The organism is Mycobacterium venezuelense (assembly GCF_054919535.1).
The window spans coordinates 1-16,561 of the sequence record NZ_JBONDW010000027.1; the positions used below are offsets into that span (position 1 = coordinate 1).

At 68.6% G+C, this 16,561-nt stretch carries 16 protein-coding genes; 5 read left to right on the forward strand and 11 right to left on the reverse strand.

Translation table 11 applies throughout. From position 1 onward, the window contains the following. Nucleotides 1-37 precede the first annotated feature (37 nt). Entirely contained in the window at nucleotides 38-1,474 is a 1,437-nt protein-coding gene (glnA, locus tag ACRCUN_RS30660; RefSeq protein ID WP_462145379.1) for a type I glutamate--ammonia ligase, read from the reverse strand. Nucleotides 1,475-1,639: 165 nt separating this feature from the next. Between glnA and ACRCUN_RS30665 the strand changes: the two genes are divergently transcribed. Then, complete coding sequence (locus ACRCUN_RS30665; RefSeq protein WP_462145380.1) at nucleotides 1,640-2,134, forward strand: RDD family protein; 495 nt, start codon at nucleotides 1,640-1,642, stop codon at nucleotides 2,132-2,134. Between the two features lie 71 nt (nucleotides 2,135-2,205). Here the strand turns inward: ACRCUN_RS30665 and ACRCUN_RS30670 are convergent, their stop codons facing one another. The 5 genes from ACRCUN_RS30670 to sucB are packed head-to-tail and all read right to left on the reverse strand — an operon-like array spanning nucleotide 2,206 to nucleotide 7,300. Beyond that, nucleotides 2,206-2,958, reverse strand: a complete 753-nt coding sequence (locus tag ACRCUN_RS30670; RefSeq protein ID WP_067855336.1) for a DUF4191 domain-containing protein — start codon at nucleotides 2,956-2,958, stop codon at nucleotides 2,206-2,208. Nucleotides 2,959-2,962: 4 nt separating this feature from the next. Then, nucleotides 2,963-3,907 (reverse strand): lipoyl synthase, encoded by a 945-nt coding sequence (gene lipA / locus ACRCUN_RS30675; protein WP_462145381.1) that lies wholly within the window; start codon nucleotides 3,905-3,907, stop codon nucleotides 2,963-2,965. A 4-nt stretch (nucleotides 3,908-3,911) separates the two neighbouring features. Continuing rightward, on the reverse strand, nucleotides 3,912-4,589 hold the full coding sequence (gene lipB, locus ACRCUN_RS30680) for a lipoyl(octanoyl) transferase LipB (RefSeq protein WP_462145382.1): 678 nt from the start codon (nucleotides 4,587-4,589) through the stop codon (nucleotides 3,912-3,914). 34 nt (nucleotides 4,590-4,623) lie between these two features. Then, nucleotides 4,624-5,526 carry a TIGR01777 family oxidoreductase gene (locus ACRCUN_RS30685; RefSeq protein WP_462145383.1) on the reverse strand — a complete coding sequence of 301 codons (903 nt, stop codon included), beginning with the start codon at nucleotides 5,524-5,526 and terminating at the stop codon, nucleotides 4,624-4,626. Nucleotides 5,527-5,530: 4 nt separating this feature from the next. After that, complete coding sequence (sucB, locus tag ACRCUN_RS30690; protein WP_462145384.1) at nucleotides 5,531-7,300, reverse strand: 2-oxoglutarate dehydrogenase, E2 component, dihydrolipoamide succinyltransferase; 1,770 nt, start codon at nucleotides 7,298-7,300, stop codon at nucleotides 5,531-5,533. 202 nt (nucleotides 7,301-7,502) lie between these two features. Between sucB and ACRCUN_RS30695 the strand changes: the two genes are divergently transcribed. Together ACRCUN_RS30695 and ACRCUN_RS30700 are read left to right on the forward strand one after the other, a co-directional pair. Continuing rightward, on the forward strand, nucleotides 7,503-7,856 hold the full coding sequence (locus ACRCUN_RS30695) for an oxidoreductase (RefSeq protein ID WP_462145433.1): 354 nt from the start codon (nucleotides 7,503-7,505) through the stop codon (nucleotides 7,854-7,856). A 67-nt stretch (nucleotides 7,857-7,923) separates the two neighbouring features. Further along, nucleotides 7,924-9,663 carry an SDR family oxidoreductase gene (locus tag ACRCUN_RS30700; RefSeq protein WP_462145385.1) on the forward strand — a complete coding sequence of 580 codons (1,740 nt, stop codon included), beginning with the start codon at nucleotides 7,924-7,926 and terminating at the stop codon, nucleotides 9,661-9,663. Nucleotides 9,664-9,681: 18 nt separating this feature from the next. On the opposite strand, the gene ACRCUN_RS30705 is transcribed toward ACRCUN_RS30700, so the two are convergent. Beyond that, a complete protein-coding gene (locus tag ACRCUN_RS30705; protein ID WP_462145386.1) occupies nucleotides 9,682-11,202 on the reverse strand; it encodes a leucyl aminopeptidase in 1,521 nt (506 codons plus the stop codon). Between the two features lie 28 nt (nucleotides 11,203-11,230). Between ACRCUN_RS30705 and gcvT the strand changes: the two genes are divergently transcribed. Together gcvT and ACRCUN_RS30715 are read left to right on the forward strand one after the other, a co-directional pair. Further along, entirely contained in the window at nucleotides 11,231-12,328 is a 1,098-nt protein-coding gene (gene gcvT, locus ACRCUN_RS30710; protein ID WP_462145387.1) for a glycine cleavage system aminomethyltransferase GcvT, read from the forward strand. A gap of 22 nt (nucleotides 12,329-12,350) precedes the next feature. Further along, nucleotides 12,351-13,457 carry a branched-chain amino acid aminotransferase gene (locus ACRCUN_RS30715; protein WP_462145388.1) on the forward strand — a complete coding sequence of 369 codons (1,107 nt, stop codon included), beginning with the start codon at nucleotides 12,351-12,353 and terminating at the stop codon, nucleotides 13,455-13,457. Here ACRCUN_RS30715 and ACRCUN_RS30720 read toward each other — a convergent pair. From ACRCUN_RS30720 to ACRCUN_RS30735, 4 genes are read right to left on the reverse strand one after another with little or no spacing between them, the layout of a single operon-like run. After that, nucleotides 13,454-14,179 (reverse strand): adenosylcobinamide-GDP ribazoletransferase, encoded by a 726-nt coding sequence (locus ACRCUN_RS30720; RefSeq protein ID WP_462145389.1) that lies wholly within the window; start codon nucleotides 14,177-14,179, stop codon nucleotides 13,454-13,456. The genes ACRCUN_RS30715 and ACRCUN_RS30720 overlap by 4 nt on opposite strands. Then, a complete protein-coding gene (cobT, locus tag ACRCUN_RS30725) occupies nucleotides 14,176-15,231 on the reverse strand; it encodes a nicotinate-nucleotide--dimethylbenzimidazole phosphoribosyltransferase (protein ID WP_462145390.1) in 1,056 nt (351 codons plus the stop codon). The genes ACRCUN_RS30720 and cobT overlap by 4 nt, the downstream gene beginning before the upstream one ends. Continuing rightward, the gene (locus ACRCUN_RS30730; protein ID WP_462145391.1) at nucleotides 15,228-15,758 is read right to left on the reverse strand and encodes a bifunctional adenosylcobinamide kinase/adenosylcobinamide-phosphate guanylyltransferase; all 531 of its coding nucleotides are present in this window, start codon (nucleotides 15,756-15,758) and stop codon (nucleotides 15,228-15,230) included. Before ACRCUN_RS30730 ends, cobT begins: the two co-directional genes overlap by 4 nt. A 25-nt stretch (nucleotides 15,759-15,783) precedes the next feature. Further along, complete coding sequence (locus ACRCUN_RS30735) at nucleotides 15,784-16,491, reverse strand: DUF3043 domain-containing protein (RefSeq protein WP_462145392.1); 708 nt, start codon at nucleotides 16,489-16,491, stop codon at nucleotides 15,784-15,786. Nucleotides 16,492-16,561 lie beyond the last annotated feature (70 nt).

Consider the following 16,561-nt stretch of genomic DNA (forward strand, 5'->3'; position numbering starts at 1 on the left):
CGGGCGTGCGGGGACATTTGCGTCTGCTCGTGCTGACTTAAACGTCGTAGTAGAGCGAGAACTCGTACGGGTGAGGCCGGATCTGGATCGGCATGATCTCGTTCTCCCGCTTGTAGGAGATCCAGGTCTCGATCAGGTCCTCGGTGAACACGCCACCCTCGGTGAGGTACTCGTGGTCCTCTTCGAGCTTGTCGATGACCGCGGCCAGCGAGGTGGGCGCCTGCGGGATGCTGGCGGCCTCGTCCGGCGGCAGCTCGTAGAGGTCCTTGTCGACCGGGGTCAGCGGCTCGATCTTCTTCTTGATGCCGTCGAGGCCGGCCATGAGCATGGCCGCGAACGCCAGGTACGGGTTGCCCGAGCTGTCGGGGCAACGGAACTCGAGGCGCTTGGCCTTCGGGTTGTTGCCGGTGATCGGGATACGGACGCAGGCCGAGCGGTTGCGCTGGCTGTACACCAGGTTGATCGGGGCCTCGTAGCCCGGCACCAGGCGCTTGTAGGAGTTCACCGTGGGGTTGGTGAACGCCAGCAGCGACGGCGCATGGTGCAGGATGCCGCCGATGTAGTGGCGCGCGGTGTCCGACAGCCCGGCGTAACCCGACTCGTCGTGGAACAGCGGCTGGCCGTCCTTCCACAGCGACTGGTGGGCGTGCATGCCCGAACCGTTGTCACCGAACAGCGGCTTGGGCATGAAGGTGACGGTCTTGCCGGCCTGCCACGCGGTGTTCTTGATGATGTACTTGAACAGCAGCACATCGTCGGCCGCGTGCAGCAGCGTGTTGAACTTGTAGTTGATCTCGGCCTGGCCGGCGGTGCCGACCTCGTGGTGGCCGCGCTCAAGGGTGAACCCGGCGTTGATCAGGTTGGTGGCCATCTGGTCGCGCAGGTCGACGTAGTGGTCGTAGGGCGCGACGGGGAAGTAGCCGCCCTTGGGGCGGACCTTGTAGCCGCGGTTGGCGCTGCCGTCGGCCTCGAAGGGCTCGCCGGTGTTCCACCAGCCCGACTCGGAGTCGACCTCGTAGAAGGTGCCGTTGATCTTCGAGTCGAAGCTGACCGAGTCGAAGATGTAGAACTCGGCCTCGGCGCCGAAGAAGGCGGTGTCGGCGATGCCGGTGCTGGCCAGGTAGTTCTCCGCCTTGCGAGCCACGTTGCGGGGGTCGCGGGAGTACGCCTCACGCGTGAACGGGTCGTGCACGAAGAAGTTCAGGTTGAGGGTCTTGGCGGCCCGGAACGGGTCGATACGGGCGGTGTCGGCGTCGGGAAGCAGCATCATGTCGGATTCGTGGATCGACTGGAAGCCGCGGACCGAAGAGCCGTCGAACGCGAGCCCGTCCTCGAAGACGCTCTCGTCGAACGCCGTCGCCGGGATCGAGAAGTGCTGGACGACGCCAGGCAGATCGCAGAAGCGAATGTCGACGTACTCGACGTTTTCGTCCTTGATCAGCTTAAAGATGTCGTCGGACGTCTTTTCTGCCACTGAGTGTTCTCCTTTACTGGTAACCCGCGGGTTGACGCTAAGGACACGATGTTGCGCAGTCATCAACCGTATGTTGCGCCGAAGTTACGCAATTGCCGGAGGAGGTTGCCGATCCGGGGAAAGGCGGCCGACGATCACGCCCGCGGGCCCGCCTATCCTGACACCATGGCCCGCGATAACGGTTCTCGGTTGGGGTCTTGGCTGTCCGGTCCCGGGCCTTTTGACTCCGGTGACGGGAACCGGTCAGGCGGACCCGACAAGTATCCAGGCGAACGGCTCGGTCTGCCAGAGGACGGCCCGGGTTCATTGGCGCGGACGGGCAGGCGCCTTGCCGCGCTGTGTGTGGACTGGCTCGTGGCCTACGGACTGGCCGGCCTGCTGATGGCCCTTGACCTGGTGTCACTCGCGCTGTTGTCGACTGCGGTGCTGGTCATCTGGATGGTGATCGGCACGGTCGCGGTGCGGCTGTTCTCGTTCACGCCGGGTCAGCTGGCGCTGGGCCTTGTGGTGGTGCCCGCCGACGGCCGCGACCGCATCGGAATCGTCCGGGCGTTCATCCGCGTCGTGCTCATCGCGCTGGTGATCCCGCCATTGGTGTCCGACAGCGACCTGCGCGGCCTGCACGACCGGGCCAGCTACACCGCGGTGGTGCGGCGGTAGCGCCCATCGGTCGAATGTTGGCTTGTGTGCGACAAATCGCCGGAATTTCGAACACAAGCCAACGGTCGGCGTCAGCGTCGGCGCACGGTGCGCTGCACACCACGCATCTTCGCCTGGGCCGGCATCGGGCCCTTGGGCATCGCAGCCGGGCCGACCTTGGTGCCGAGCGCGGCCAGCCGGGACTCCAGCGAGTCCATCTGCTTGGCGGTGATGTTGGCGGGCAGCTTCGTCAGGTGACGTTCCAGCTTGGACAGCGGAACCTCGCCTTCGCCGTTGCCGACGACGATGTCGTAGATCGGGGTGTCTCCGACCAGCCGGGCCGTGCGCTTCTTCTCCTGCGCGAGCAGCGGCTTGACGCGCGCCGGTGATCCCTCGGCGACGAAGATCACGCCCGGCCGGCCGATCACGCGGTGCACGGCGTCGAAGTGCCCGGTGGCCGCGACGCCCGGCGTGACCCGCCACTTGCCACGGAGATTGTCGAGCGCCCACGCGGCCGCACCGGTCTGGCCCTCTGCCTTGCGGTACACCGACTTCTGGGCACGGCGGCCGAAGATGATGAACGCGACGAGCGCACCGAGAACCACGCCGAGCGGGATCAGCGTGTACATCGTGAACCCGCCGATGAGCACGCCAGCCACCACAGCGATCGCGACGATCAGCACGAACGCGCCGATCATGTACGGCAGCAGGCGCTTGTCCTCTTTGCGCTGCATCTGGAACGCCTGCCACAGCTGACTGCGGCGCTGCTTGGAGGCGGCTTTACGGGCAGCCTTCGCCTCGGCCTTTGCCGCTTTCGTTTCCGCGGCAGTGCGGGATTTCGCCATTACTTCAGGATACGGGGGGCTGATCAGCGAATCGAACCCGCGCGGCCTGCGCGTAGAGCTTGCCCGCCCGGTAGGAGGAGCGGACAAGCGGACCGGCCAGCACACCCGCGAAACCGAGGCCCTCGGCGTAGGCCGACAGCGCGACGAACTCGTCGGGATGCACCCAGCGCTCGACCGGGTGATGCCGCGGCGAGGGGCGCAGGTACTGCGTGATGGTGACGATGTCGCAGCCCGCGTCGTGCAGATCGCGCAGCGCGGTGTGCACCTCGTCGATGGTCTCGCCCATGCCGAGGATCAGGTTCGACTTGGTGACGAGCCCGAAGTTGCGGGCGGCGGTCAGCACCGCGAGGCTGCGGTCATAGCGGAAGCCCGGGCGGATGCGCTTGAAGATGCGCGGCACGGTTTCGAGGTTGTGCGCCAACACTTCCGGGCGCGACTCGAAGACCTCTTCCAACTGCTCGGCGTTGCCGGTGAAGTCGGGGATCAGCAGTTCCACACCGGTGTTGGGGTTGAGCCGCTTGATCTGGCGCACGGTTTCGGCGTAGAGCCAGGCCCCGCCATCCGGCAGATCGTCGCGGGCCACCCCCGTCACAGTCGAGTAGCGCAGCCCCATGGCCTGCACGCTCTCGGCGACCCGGCGCGGCTCGTCGCGGTCCAACTCGGCGGGCTTACCGGTGTCGATCTGGCAGAAGTCGCAGCGGCGCGTGCACTGCTCGCCACCGATCAGGAACGTGGCCTCGCGGTCTTCCCAGCATTCGAAGATGTTGGGGCAGCCGGCCTCCTCGCACACCGTGTGGAGACCCTCGCGCCGCACCAGACCCTTGAGCTCGGTGTACTCGGGACCCATCTTGGCGCGGGTCTTGATCCACGGCGGTTTGCGTTCGATGGGAGTCTGCGCGTTGCGCACCTCGAGGCGTAGCAGTTTCCGACCTTCTGGGACCACAGTCACGAATTCATCCTACGTTCAGAGCTACTTCCAAGCGGCCGTCGAGCGCATCACACACCTTGTCGGCGACGCGGTCGACGACGTCGTCGACCGCGATGTGACGGCCCAGTTCGGCGGTCAGCGACGTCACGCCTGCGTCGGTGATGCCGCACGGCACGATCGTCGAGTACGCGCCGAGATCGCAATCGCAGTTGAGCGCGAAGCCGTGCAGCGTCGTCGCACGCGAAACCCGGATGCCGATCGCGGCGACCTTGCGGGCGGGACGCAGTTCGTCACCGGGCACCCATACGCCAGAGCGGCCCTCGACCCGACCGGTCTGCAGGCCGAGGTCGGCGCATACCGCGATCAACGATTCTTCAAGGCGCCGAACGAAATTCACGACATCGAGCGGCTCGACGAGGCCGATGATCGGATAGCCCACGAGCTGCCCCGGGCCGTGCCAGGTGATCTTGCCGCCGCGGTCGGTGTCGACGACCGGGGTGCCGTCGAGCGGCCGCTCGTGCGGTTCCGTGCGCTTGCCCGCGGTGTAGACGGCGGGGTGCTGCAACAGCAGCAGGGTGTCGGGCCCGCCCGCGATCCTGGCGTCGGCGATCTCGCGTTGCATCTGCCACGCGGCCTCGTAATCGACTGTGCCGAGACGCCGAACGTCGACGGCCGCCTGCGCCGAGCGAATGGATGTCACCACGTCGACGTTACTCCCCGGCCTCGCACGAACCCGGTCACAAATCCTTCGGTGCCGTCACGTAGGCAAGCGCCTCGCGCACGGTGTTGTGATGGAACGCGAAACCCGAGCGCTCGAGCACCGCCGGGATCGCGCGCTGGCCGGCCAACAGGCCTTCGTCGGCGAACTCACCCAGCACCGCGCGAAGCGCGAAGCCCGGCACGATCATCGGGGTGGGCCGGTTGAGCGCCCGGCCGAGTGCGGCGGTGAACTCGGCGTTGGTCACCGGCGCCGGTCCGGTCAGGTTCACCGGACCGGACACGGAGTCGGTCCACATCGTGAACAGGACCGCCCGTATCTCGTCCTCGAGGCTGATCCACGGCAGGTACTGGCGGCCGTTGCCGAGCCGCGCGCCCAGCCCGAACGAGAACAGCGGTTTGAGCCGGCTCAGCATGCCGCCCGCCTGCGACAGCACCAAGCCCGTGCGCAACAACACCACCCGGCTTCCGGCGGCCGAGGCCTGGCCGGTGGCCGCCTCCCAGTCCTGACACAACCGCGCCAGAAAGCCCTGGCCCGCCGGAGCCGTCTCGTCGGTGATGCGGTCGCGCGTGTCGCCGTAGAAGCCGACCGCGCTCGCGTTGACCAGAACCGGCACCCCGGCGTCGGCCACCGCACCGGCCAACACCTCGGTCGGTCCGATCCGGCTGTCGCGCAAGCTCTGCTTGAACGCGCCCGACCAGCGTTTCTCGCCGACGTTGACGCCGCAGAGGTTCACCACGACATCGACGCCGCGCAGCGTACCGGCGTCGAACTCGCCCGTGTCCGGGTTCCAGAACAGCTCGTCGCCGTTCGACGGCGCCCGGCGCACGATCCGCAGTACCCGGTGGTCGCTTGCGCGCAGCGCCGAGGCCAGCGCCGAGCCGATCAGACCCGAGGATCCCGCAATCGCGACGACGGCCAAGGCTTTACAGCCCCAGGTCCGCCTCGAACGCGCCGTCTTCCAACCGTCGCTTGATGGTCGTCACGAACCGTCCGGCGTCGGCCCCGTCGATCAGTCGGTGATCGTAGGTGAGCGGCAGGTAACAGACCGACCGCACGCCGATGGACTCGTTGCCGAACTCGTCGACGATCACCCGCGGCCGCTTGACGATCGCGCCCGTACCCAGCATCGCCGCCTGCGGCGGCACCAGGATCGGCGTGTCGAACAGTGCGCCCTGGCTGCCGATGTTCGTGATGGTGAATGTCCCGCCCGCCAGCTCATCGGGCTTGAGGTTGCCCGAGCGGGCGCGCGCCGCGATGTCGGAGATGGCGCGGGCCAGCCCGCCGAGCGACAGGTCGCCCGCGTTGTGGATGACGGGGGAGAGCAGACCCTGCTCGGTGTCGACCGCGAAGCCGAGGTGTTCGGCGTCGTAGTAGGTGATCTCCTTGGTGTCCTCGTTGTAGCTGGCGTTGACGTTGGGGTGGATCTTGAGCGCGTCGATCACGGCGCGCGCGATGAACGGCAGGTACGTCAGGTTGACACCCTCGCGCTCGGCGAAATCGGCTTTCGCGCGGGCCCGCAACGCCACGATCTTGGTCATGTCGACCTCGTGGGTCTGCGTCAACTGTGCGGTGGCCTGCAGGGATTCGCGCGTCTTCTTCGCGGTGATCTGCCGGATCCGGTTGGCCTTCTGGGTGGTGCCACGCAGATGGGCGAGCGCAGGCGCCGGCGCGGCCGATTTCGCGGGTGCGGCGGCGGCCGGCGCGGCGGGAGCAGCGGCGGGGGCCGGGGGAGCCTTCTTGGCCTCCGCGGCGGCGAGGACATCCTGCTTGCGGATCCGCCCGCCGACCCCGGTGCCCTTCACCGTGGCGAGGTCGATGCCGTTCTCCGAGGCCAGCTTTCGCACCAGCGGGGTGACGTACGGGGCGCCGTCGGTCGCCGCTGCGGGGGCGGCCGGTTCGGCGGCGGGAGCCGGCTTGGGCTCGGGTTTGGGTTCCGGCTTCGGCTCGGCCTTCGGTTCCGGTTTCGGCTCCGGCTTGGGTTCGGGCTTGGGTTCCGGCTTCGGTTCAGGCTTGGGTTCCGGTTTCGGTTCCGGCGTGGACTCGGCTGCCGGTGCGGCCCCGGCCTCACCGATCTTGGCCAGCTCACCGCCGACCTCGACGGTGTCGTCCTCCTGCGCGGTGATCGACAGCAGCGTGCCCGCGACGGGGGACGGGATCTCGGTGTCGACCTTGTCGGTGGAGACCTCGACGAGCGGCTCGTCGACACCCACGCTGTCGCCGACGTTCTTCAGCCAGCGGGTCACGGTGCCCTCGGTGACCGATTCGCCCAGTTCAGGCATCAGCACCGGCGTTGCCGAACCGCCCGACGAACCCGACGAAGGCGCGGGGGCCTCTTGCTGCGGCGCCGGCTCCGGTTGTGCGGACTCGGCAGGCGCCGCCGACGGCTCGGTGGCGGCAGGCTCGGGCTCGGGCTCCGGCTCGGGCGCCGGCGTTTCGGAGGGTGCGGAAGCTTCGCCCGCCTCGCCGATCACCGCGAGTTCGCCGCCGATCTCGACGGTGTCGTCTTCCTGCGCGACGATCTTCGTCAACACACCCGCGGCCGGCGACGGGATCTCGGTATCGACCTTGTCGGTGGATACCTCGAGCAAGGGCTCGTCGAGTTCGACCGTGTCGCCCTCCTGTTTAAGCCAGCGGGTGACGGTCCCCTCAGTGACACTCTCACCTAGTGCGGGCATCTGGACGGAGATGGTCATGTGTTTTGACTCCCTCGGACGGTCACTCGTGACGACTCGAACTCTGGCTTACCACAGCAAGGTGCACTGGGTACGGCACCTAGCTGGTTTGTCCGGACCATCCTTTCACTGCTCGACGATTCGCACTCACTCAGGGTTGCTCGTGTCCCCAGTGGCCTCTGGCACTATCGAATCAGGGGTCCACAGTGAGGAGAACGTTCCGTTGGGGCTGTTCGACAGGTTTCGCCGGCGCGGTTCGGCGCGCGGAGCCGGTAGCGATCCGGCGGCCGATCTGCGCTACCTACAGCAGTGGGTTGCCGATCACATAGGCGTAGAGGCCTATGTGGAACCCAAAACAACCGTCACCGATGTCACGGTCGTGCTCGTCGCCGCAGACGGCGAGTGGACCAGGCGCCGCGCCGGTGGCTACGCCGGGGCCCGCCGGCTGAGTGAGCGGCTGCAGATTCCGGTCTACGACGTCCAGAAGGTGGGCTATCCGCAGCGCATGCGCGACTACGACGCGCGCCGCCGAATCGAACGTGAACGCGCTGCCCGGCAGGAACTCGAGGAGCGCTAGAGTCACTGCATCCGGTACCTACGGTATTGGGTACTGTTCGTAACAGGCATCTCGCGTAGGGGGCAGCATGCAGCGCTTCGTCGACAGCCAGGACGGCACCCGCATTGCGGTCTACGAGCAGGGGGACCCCGATCGCCCCACGCTGGTGATGGCACATGGCTGGCCCGATTCGCACGTGCTGTGGGACGGCGTGGTCGCCGAGATCGGCGACCGGTACCGCATCGTGCGCTATGACAATCGCGGCGCCGGGGCCTCCGAGGTGCCCAAGCGCATCTCCGCCTACACGATGGAGCGGTTCGCCGACGACCTGTCGGCCGTCATCGACGAGGTGAGCGTGGGCGGGCAACCGGTGCACGTGCTCGCCCACGACTGGGGCTCGGTCGGCGCGTGGGAGTACCTCAGCCGGCCCGGCTCCGCTCAGCGCGTCGCGTCGTTCACATCGGTGTCGGGCCCGAGCACCGACCACTACGGGTTGTTCGTGCGCGACCGCCTGGCCCGGCCGTACCGGCCGATCCGCTTCGCGCGAGCGGTGAACCTGGCATCGCGGTTCGGCTATTGGATCCCGTTCTCGGTGCCGGTCATCGCGCCCGCGTTGATGCGGCGCGGCGCGGCGCGGCGGCTGCAGTCCATCGACACCCCTGGGCCCAAGTTCCAGTCCGAGAACCTCGACGCCGACGCCGCCAACTCGCTGAAGATCTACCCAGCCAACGCCATTCGGTCGTTCCGGCGGGTCCGTCGCGACTACTACCTGTCGGTGCCGGTGCAGCTGATCTGCAACGAACACGACCCCGTCGTACGCGGCCACGGATTCGACGACGAGTCGAAGTGGGTGGCGCGACTGTGGCGGCGCGACCTCAAGGCCGGGCACTGGGCGCCGTTCTCGCACTGGCAGGCGATCGCGCAGGCGGTGATCGAACTCGTCGATCACATCGAGGGTGCGGCCCCGGCGCGCGCACTGCGCCGCGCCGAGGTCGGCAGGCCGCGCGAGCCGTTCGGCGACACGCTCGTGTCAATCACCGGCGCGGCCAGCGGAATCGGCCGCGCGACCGCACTGGCGTTCGCGGCCGAGGGCGCCGAGGTCGTCGTCAGCGACATCGACGAGGCCGGCGCCAAGGCAACCGCGGCCGAGATCGCCGAACGTGGCGGTGTCGCGCATCCCTACGCGCTCGACGTCGCGGACGCCGACGCGGTCGAGCGGTTCGTCGACGAGGTGTGCGCGGCCCACGGAGTGCCCGACGTCGTTGTCAACAACGCAGGCATCGGCCATGGCGGCAACTTCCTCGACACCCCGGCCGACCAGTTCGACCGCGTCCTCGACGTCAACCTGGGCGGCGTGGTCAACTGCTGCCGGTCGTTCGCGCGTCGCCTCGTCGAACGCGGCACCGGCGGGCACGTCGTCAACGTCGCGTCGATGGCCGCATACTCGCCGGCCGGGTCGATGAACGCCTACGCCACCAGCAAGGCCGCGGTGTTCATGTTCTCCGACTGCCTGCGTGCCGAATTGTCCTCGGCGGGAATCGGATTGACCACGATCTGCCCGGGCGTGATCGATACCAACATCGTCGACACCACGCACTTCGACGTGCCCCCGCACAAGCTGGCGGAGGTCGAAGAACGTCGCGCCCAGATCAAGAAGAGCTTCCAGGCACGGCGCTACGGGCCGGAGAAGGTCGCCAAGGCCATCGTCTCGGCGGTCGCCAAGAATCAAGCAGTGCGCCCCGTCACGCCGGAAGCCTATGCGGCGTACGGCATCTCACGGTTGATGCCGTCGGTGATGAGGCGCGCTGCCCGGTCCCAGGTGCTGTAGGGCGGCCTGACCGTTCCGCTAGCCGTTGTCTGCGATGTCTTCGAGCACCGCGAACATCGTGCGGGTCGGCACCCCGGTGCCACCCTTGGGCGTGTAGCCCCACGGCCCGCCGGTGTTGTAGGCAGGCGCGGCGATGTCGATGTGCGCCCACTCGACGCCGTCGGCGACGAACTCGCGAAGATAGGTGCCCGCCACCAGCATTCCGGCGTAGCGCGAACCGCTCACGTTGGCCAGGTCGGCGACCGTGGACTTGAGGTCTTCCTTGAGTTCCTCGGGCAGCGGCATGGCCCAGCCGTTCTCGCCGACCGCCTGTGACAGTTCCGCGACGCGGTCCCGGAATTCGTCGCTGCCCATGACGCCTGGGGTTCGTGCGCCGAGCGCCACGGTCTGCGCGCCGGTCAACGTCGACGTCTCGATGAGGTAGTCCGGGTTGTCCTCGCAGGCCCGCACGATCGCGTCGGCCAGAATCAACCGTCCCTCCGCGTCGGTGTTGAGCACCTCGACCGTGATGCCGCCGTACTGCGTCAGCACGTCACCCGGTCGCTGCGCGGTCGCCGACGGCATATTCTCGGCCATCGGAACGGTCGCGATCACGTCGATCGGCAGCTTCTGCTTGGCGGCCAGCACCACGGTCGCGACGACCGCCGCCGCACCACCCATGTCCGAGGTCATGTGGTGCATGTTGGCGGCCGGCTTGATCGAGATGCCGCCGGTGTCGAACGTGATGCCCTTGCCGACGAGCGCGACGGTCTTCGATTTCCTGCCGCCGCCGCGGTGGATCAGGCGCACGAGGCGTGGCGGCCGTGACGAGCCCTTGCCGACACCCACGATGCCGCCGTAGCCGGCCTTCGCGAGTGCCTTGTCGTCGAGCACCTCCACCTGAAGGCCCGCTGCCTCACCCAAAGCCTTTGCCCGGTTGGCGAATTCGGCTGGGAACAGATGGCTCGGCGGGGTGTTCACGAAATCCCGCGCGGTCGTGACGGCGGTCGCGATATCAACAGCACGGTCGGCGCTCTTCTTCGTGGCGGCTTTGGTATCGCCTGCAAGCACGGTGATCTTGGTCAGCCCGGCATCCTTCGGCGCGGTCTTCTCGCTGCGGAAATCGCTGAACCGGTACGCGCCGAGGATCAGACCCTCGACGGTGGCCTCGAGATCGATGTCGGAGAGCGTGGTGATCACCGACTCGGTGCCGCTGAGCGACCGGGCGGCCGCGCCCGCCGCGCGCCGCACCAGGTCTGCGGGCCACTCGTCGCGCGGCTTGCCCAGGCCGACGGTGAGCACGCTGGCCACCGGCAACGACGGCACGACCACCCGGGTGATCTGGTCGGTGCCGCCTTTCGCGCCGAGCGCCTTCAGCGCGACCTCGATCTCACCGACCGCCTCGGCGTCGAGGAACGGATTGGCGACGACGGTCGCGGCCGTGCCCTCGTCCTGCCCGTTGACCACGGGAACGATCAGCACCGCGTCGCTCTTGCGTTTGGGCAGCGACGAGCTGACGGTGACGCTGGGGGCCTGATAACCGGGATTCGCTGGGCTCACGAGGATCCACCCTAGCTAGGGTGGGCTCGTGAGTGACGACCTGCTGCACGGACCGCTGGAAGACCGCCACCGCGAGCTGGGCGCCAGCTTCGCCGAGTTCGGCGGCTGGTTGATGCCGGTGTCGTATGCGGGCACGGTCGCCGAACACACCGCAACCCGCAACACCGTCGGGCTGTTCGACGTCAGCCACCTCGGCAAGGCACTGGTGCGGGGGCCCGGTGCCGCGGCCTACGTCAATTCCGCACTCACCAACGACCTCAACCGGATCGGCCCCGGCAAGGCGCAGTACACGTTGTGCTGCACGGAGTCCGGTGGGGTGATCGACGACCTCATCGCCTACTACGTGTCCGACGACGAGATCTTCCTCGTGCCCAACGCCGCCAACACCGCCGCGGTCGTGGCCGAACTGCAGAAGCACGCGCCTGCCGAGTTGACGATCACCGACGAGCACCGCTCCTATGCCGTGCTGGCAGTGCAGGGTCCCGAGTCGGCCGCGGTACTCGCGGGCCTCGGGCTGCCCACCGACATGGATTACATGGGATACGCGGACGCCGAGTTCGATGGAGTGTTCGTGCGGGTGTGCCGCACGGGCTACACCGGCGAGCACGGCTACGAACTGCTGCCCGCCTGGGACCGCGCCGGCGTGGTGTTCGACGCGCTGGTGGCTGCCGTGCGGGCGGCCGGCGGAGAGCCGGCCGGCCTCGGCGCGCGTGACACGCTGCGCACCGAGATGGGCTACCCACTGCACGGCCATGAGCTGTCGCTCGACATCTCGCCGCTGCAGGCCCGGTGCGGGTGGGCGATCGGCTGGCGCAAGGACGCGTTCTGGGGCCGCGAGGCGTTGCTGGCCGAGAAGGAGGCCGGGCCGTCGCGCGTGCTGCGCGGACTGAAGGCCGTTGGGCGGGGCGTGCTGAGGGCCGACCTGGCGGTTCTCGACGGTGACACCCGGATCGGCGTCACCACGTCGGGAACGTTTTCTCCCACACTGAAACTCGGGATCGCGCTGGCGCTCATCGACACCGCGCACGACATCGCCGACGGCGCGCACGTGACGGTGGACGTGCGCGGGCGGGCCGTCGAATGCGAGATTGTCAAGCCTCCGTTCGTGGAGGCGAAAACTCGCTAGTCGCTGGCGATACAATCGCTGCATGACTAGCGGCCTTCTCGAGTTCACGGTTTCAGCCAACGCGAATCCGGCGACCGATGCGGTACGCGAATCGATTCTGGCCAACCCCGGCTTCGGCAAGTACCACACCGACCACATGGTGTCGATCGACTACACCGAGGGCCAGGGCTGGCACGACGCCCGGGTGATCCCGTACGGCCCGATCGAGCTCGATCCGTCGGCCATCGTGCTGCACTACGCACAGGAGGTCTTCGAGGGCCTGAAGGCCTACCGCTGGGCCGACGGCTCGATCGTGTCGTTCCGGCCCGAGGCCAACGCCGCGCGGCTGCAGACCTCGGCCCGCCGGCTGGCCATCCCCGAACTGCCAGAAGAGCTGTTCATCGAGTCGCTGCGCCAGCTCATCGCGATCGACGGGCAGTGGGTGCCCGCGGCGGGCGGCGAGGAGTCCCTGTACCTGCGGCCGTTCATCATCGCCACCGAGCCGGGTCTCGGCGTGCGGCCCGCCAGCGAATACCGCTACCTGGCCATCGGCTCGCCTGCCGGTGCCTACTTCAAGGGTGGTATCAAGCCCGTGAGCGTGTGGCTGTCACACGAATACGTGCGCGCCTCGCCGGGCGGTACGGGTGCGGCCAAGTTCGGCGGCAACTACGCGGCGTCGCTTCTGGCGCAGGCACAGGCGGCCGACAACGGCTGCGACCAGGTGGTGTGGCTCGACGCCATCGAGCGCCGCTACGTCGAAGAGATGGGCGGCATGAACCTGTTCTTCGTGTTCGGCAGCGGCGGGTCGGCGCGGCTGGTCACCCCGGAACTGTCGGGCTCACTGCTCCCGGGCATCACACGGGATTCCTTGCTGCAGTTGGCAACTGATGCCGGTTTCGCCGTCGAGGAACGCAAGATCGATGTCGACGAATGGCAGAAGAAAGCCGCGGCGGGGGAGATCACCGAGGTGTTCGCGTGCGGCACGGCAGCGGTGATCACCCCGGTGTCACACGTCAAGCACGCTGACGGCGAGTTCACGATCGCCGACGGGCAACCGGGTGAGATCACGATGGCGTTGCGCGACACCCTCACCGGGATCCAGCGCGGCACCTTCGCCGACACCCACGGCTGGATGGCTCGGCTCAACTAGCCGATAGCGAGGCCGAGTGCGGCGACGGTCGTCGTCACCTCGACCGCAGCGCCGAGCACGTCACCGGTGATGCCGCCGAAGCGGCGCACGCAGTGCGCGACCAGCACGATCGAGCACACGACCGCGGCGATCACCACGAGCGGCCCCTGCCACGGCCGTGGACCGGCGAACACCGCCAACGCGGCAAGCGCCGCCACCCAACCCAGCACGACCAAGACCGGTTGGCTGCCCGCGACCGCGGCGCCCAGCGAGCTGCCCGCTGCCGCGGGTACCGATCGGCGGCATGCCGCGACGGCCGCGACCCGGCCCGCGGCCACCGCGGTGATGACCGCGACGGCGCTGAGCTGAGTGAAGGCCAGTGCCTGCGCGGCGATCGTCACCACGACGGCAGCGACGCCGAACGGGCCGGCCGACCCGTCGCGCATGACGGCAAGCGCCCGTTCCGGCGGCCCGTAGCAGCCCAGGCCGTCCACCGTGTCGCAGAACCCGTCGATGTGCAGACCGCGGGTGGCCAACAGCAAAGCCGCGACGGCCAGTACCCCGGGCAGCGGGTTGGCCGGGTCGAACGCCCATTGGCCGGCCCACACCACCGCGGCAGCCAGCACTCCGAGCGTGAGCCCGACGACCGGAAACGCCGTCATCGCGCCACGGCCCAGGCCCGCCGACGTTCGCACCGGCAGAACCGTGCCGAACACGAAAGACCCTGCGAGCGAACGGATCACGGCGTCTTGTCGATAACGCCGGCTTGCTCGAACGTGGCCATGGACGCCAGCGTCGCGATCGCGGCGCGCACGATGGGCAACGCCACGGCCGCTCCGGTGCCCTCGCCGAGCCGCATCCGCAGGTCGACGATCGGATCGAGCTCAAGGTTCGCCAGGGCGAGGCTGTGCGCGGGTTCGGTCGAGCGGTGACCTGCCTGCCACCACGCCCGCGCACCCGGCGCGAGGCGATCGGCCACGAGCGCCGCGGCCGTCACCACCAGCCCATCGAGCAGCACCGGCGTGCGCCGCACCGCGGCCTGGGCGCAGAACCCGGCCATCGCGGCCAGGTCCGCCCCGCCACACACGCGCAGCAGGCCGAGCGGATCATTGACCACACCCCGAGCCCGATACAGGGCGTCGCGCACCGCGCTGGTCTTGCGCATCCACCCCCGATCGTCGATCCCGGTGCCGCGTCCTACGACCGCGACCGGCTCCGCCCCGGTCAGCGCGGCGACCAGAGCAGTCGCGGCAGTGGTGTTGCCGATGCCCATATCGCCCGCGATCAACAGGTCGGCGCCCGCGTCGACCTCCTCATCGGCGATCTGGCGGCCCGCGGTGAGCGCGGCGATCGCATCCGTCGCGCTGAGCGCGTCCTCGACCGCGATGTTGCCCGCGCTGCGCCGGATCTTGTGGGCGCCGATGCCGGGCGACAACGGCTCGGCGCAGTCGACCGATATGTCGGCCACCCGCACCGTCGCGCCTGCCGCCTCGGCGAGCACGTTGATCGCCGCGCCGCCCGCGTCGAAGTTGGCCACCATCTGGCTCGTGACTTCCGCCGGATACGCCGAAACACCCGACGCCGTCACGCCGTGGTCGCCTGCGAAGACCACGACCCGCGGTCTGCTCAGCTGCCGCGGCGGGCACACGCCCTGGCAGGCCGCGGCCCAGATCGACAGCTCCTCGAGCCGACCCAGCGAACCCGTCGGCTTGGTCAGCCGGGTCTGGCGCTCGGCCGCCGCCGCGGCCACATCCGGATCCGGCGGGTTGACCGGGTCGAAAACTGGTTCGGTCACGACGGCTCCTTCACGGTTACCGGTTGGCCGGCCACGACCAGCACCACCCGGTCGCAGACTGCGGCCAGTTTCTGGTTGACGGTGCCCAGCTCGTCGGCGAACCGGCGGCCGGCCTCGGTGGCAGGCACCACGGTCAGCCCGACTTCGGGGCTGACAAGGACCAGGGGAGCAGTGAACTCGCTGACCGCGTGCACGAGCGCAGCGACATCGTCGTCGACCGAACCGCCCGTCCACGCATCGCGGCGGTCCATGGCCGCGGTGAGCCAGCCACCCACGTCATCGACGAGGGTCGCGGTGGCTTCGCGGGCTAGATCACCGGCCACATCCACCGATTCGACGGTGTACCAGTGCGCGGGGCGCCGAGCCTGGTGCGCGCTCACCCGCCCGGCCCACGCTGGGTCGGTGTCGGCGGCCGGGCCGGTCGCCAGGTAGCGCACGGGCGCCTGCTCACCCGCGGCGCTGCTCACCGCCGACTCCGCCCACCGTGATTTGCCCGATCGGATACCACCGAGCACGAGGATTCGCACTGACGTCAGGCCGGCCGTGCCGGCATCAAGAAACCTTGTCGCCGCGGTTGACCATGGGCCGCGGGGCGCGCATCCGGCGCAGCTGCGATGCCCGGCTGGACGCGTAAAAGCCGAGTTTCCAACCGCTTTCGATGTTGTCGGGGAACTTTGCGTCGACCATGCGGTTCACCTTGCGGCCCAGGATGAAGCCGTCGATCACCATGACGAGGACGAGGACGAGCATCGCGTAGGACAGGATCTGCTGGAACTGCACCGCGGGCAGCGCCAGCATGAAGAAGATCATCGTGAGCGCGGCAGGCATGAACAGGCCAAGCACGTTGCGGCGCGAATCGACGATGTCGCGGGCATAGCGCCGAACGGGTCCCTTGTCGCGGGGCAGAAGGTAGGCCTCCTCACCCGACATCATCTTCTCGCGGCGGTCGGCCATGTCGGCGCGGCGGGTGAGGCGCTCGGCCTTGCGCTCCTCCTTGGACAGCTTGGGCCCGCGCAGTTCCTTGCGGCGCTTGCGGGCCTCGGCGGCGGTCAGCGGAGCCGGTGCGACCGGTCCGCGTCGTTTGGCGGCCTCGTTGCGCTTGGGCGTCGGCCGACCCTTCGGGGCGGTCGTCGTGGTGGTGCCGTTGGTCGCCGGAGCGGTTTGATCGGCCACGCTCGTATGCTCAGCGTTGCCATCGGCGCCCTTGTCGGCACCGTCGTCGTCCTTGTCACGCCCAATGTTGCGGCCCAGCAGCTTCACGCCAGCCAGGTTACTGCCCGCGCGACGATGCCGGTCACATGCCCCAGCCTGGGGATAAGTCGGGAATAGC

What these genes read in the sequence shown, in the direction of transcription:
- ACRCUN_RS30665 (WP_462145380.1), top strand. Translation starts at nt 1,640, where the DNA reads ATGGCCCGCGATAACGGTTCTCGGTTGGGGTCTTGGCTGTCCGGTCCC.
- ACRCUN_RS30670 (WP_067855336.1), bottom strand. Translation starts at nt 2,958, where the DNA reads ATGGCGAAATCCCGCACTGCCGCGGAAACGAAAGCGGCAAAGGCCGAG.
- sucB (WP_462145384.1), bottom strand. Translation starts at nt 7,300, where the DNA reads ATGACCATCTCCGTCCAGATGCCCGCACTAGGTGAGAGTGTCACTGAG.
- ACRCUN_RS30700 (WP_462145385.1), top strand. Translation starts at nt 7,924, where the DNA reads ATGCAGCGCTTCGTCGACAGCCAGGACGGCACCCGCATTGCGGTCTAC.
- ACRCUN_RS30715 (WP_462145388.1), top strand. Translation starts at nt 12,351, where the DNA reads ATGACTAGCGGCCTTCTCGAGTTCACGGTTTCAGCCAACGCGAATCCG.